Here is a 1629-nt window from a genome sequence, read left to right as displayed (position 1 = left end):
GGCGCCATCGATTATATAGTACCTTTACAACAAGGTATGATTATGATATAAAGTTGCTAATATGTATGTGCAGACTATCCGCAACCGCCGGGGAGACAGGACCTATACCTACCACCTGCTCATGGAGGGATACCGGGAGGGTGGCAAGGTGAAGCACCGCACCCTGGCCAATCTCTCTTGTCTGGACGAGGCCACCATCGCCTGTATCCGGCAGTCGCTCAAGGGCAAGAAGCCCGTGAGCGTAGACGATCTCGAGGCGGGATCGGGAAGGGCCTACGGCGCCCTCTTCGCCATCTGCGCAATCGCCCGGGAGCTGGGAATCACCCGGGCCCTGGGGGAGGGGAAGAGGGCGTCCCTGGTGCTGCTCATGATGGCCGCCCGCATCGTGATCCAGGGCTCTGAGCTGGCCTGTTCCCGCTGGGCATGCGGCCAGGCCACCCGCGAGGTCCTGGGCATAGAGCCCCCCAGCGAGGACGAGCTCTACGCGGCCATGGACTGGGTCCTTCTGCACCAGGCACGTATAGAGGACGAGGTCTATGCGCACCGGCGAGGGAAAGGGAGGGGGAGAGAGAAACCCACCCTCTTCCTCTACGACGTCACCAGCTCCTACCTGGAGGGGGAGTGCAACGAGCTGGCGGACTGGGGCTACAACCGGGACAGAAAGAAGGGCAAGAAGCAGATCGTGGTGGGGCTCCTCGCCGACGCGGAGGGATATCCCGTCTCGGTCCAGGTCTTTCCCGGAAACACCCAAGACGGGGCCACCCTACCCGCCCAGATAGGCAAGGTGGCCCGGCGCTTCGGGGCGGGCAGGGTGGCGCTGGTGGGGGACAAGGGGATGATCAAGAGCACCTCCGCGAGGGAGATCAAGAAGCAGGGCCTTTTCTACATCACCTCCATCACCAAGCCGGAGATCGTGGCCCTGGCGCAGGCGGGAGTCATCCAGCTCTCCCTCTTCGACGCCGAGCTGTGCGAGGTGGAAGATTCCGGGGTGCGCTATATCCTGCGCAGGAATCCGCGCCGGGCCCAGGAGGCCTCCTCCAACCGCAGGGAGCGCCTCGCGAAGGCCGTCTCGCAGCTCGAGCAGGAGGCGAGAACCCTTTCCACCTCCCAGAGGAAGAGCCCCCAGAAGGCCTATGATCGCATGGTGGTCATGCTGGACAAACTCAAGCTCTCCCGCTTCATGAAGCTTTCCCTCTCCGGGCGGGAGCTCTCCTTTCGCATAGACGAAGAGGCCCTGGCCAAGGCCGAGGCTCTGGACGGCTGCTACTGCATAAAGACCGACCTTCCCCGGAAGGACCTGAGCGCGGAGAAGGTGCACGACCGTTACCGTGACCTGGCCCTGGTGGAACAGGCCTTCCGCGATCTTGAAAGCGCGCTTTTGGAGATCAGGCCCCTGAACCATCGCAGGGGAGACCGCACGCGGGCCCATGCGCTCATCTGCATGCTCGCCCTCATGGTCACCCGAGAGATGAGGGGAAGAATGCAGGGTTCCAAGCTACCCCTGGAGCACGCGATCCGCAGCCTGGATCGTCTACAGGTGATCCCCTTGACCTGTGGGGACTACTCCTTCGAGCTTGCGGCGCGCCCCGATCCAGAGCAGAAGGAGATCCTGGATGCCTTGAAGCTATC

1 protein-coding gene is annotated in these 1629 nt (G+C 62.9%); it reads left to right on the top strand.

The genetic code is table 11. The features are described 5' to 3' along the window. Nucleotides 1-61: 61 nt before the first annotated feature. On the top strand, nucleotides 62-1629 hold a 1568-nt coding region (locus H5T74_14625; GenBank protein ID MBC7231609.1), incomplete at its 3' end, for an IS1634 family transposase.

This window comes from Actinomycetota bacterium (assembly GCA_014360645.1).
Taxonomy (GTDB): domain Bacteria; phylum Actinomycetota; class Geothermincolia; order Geothermincolales; family RBG-13-55-18; genus Solincola_B.
The sequence above is the reverse complement of the archived record's forward strand: the minus strand, read 5'-3'. Positions and strand labels throughout refer to the sequence as shown.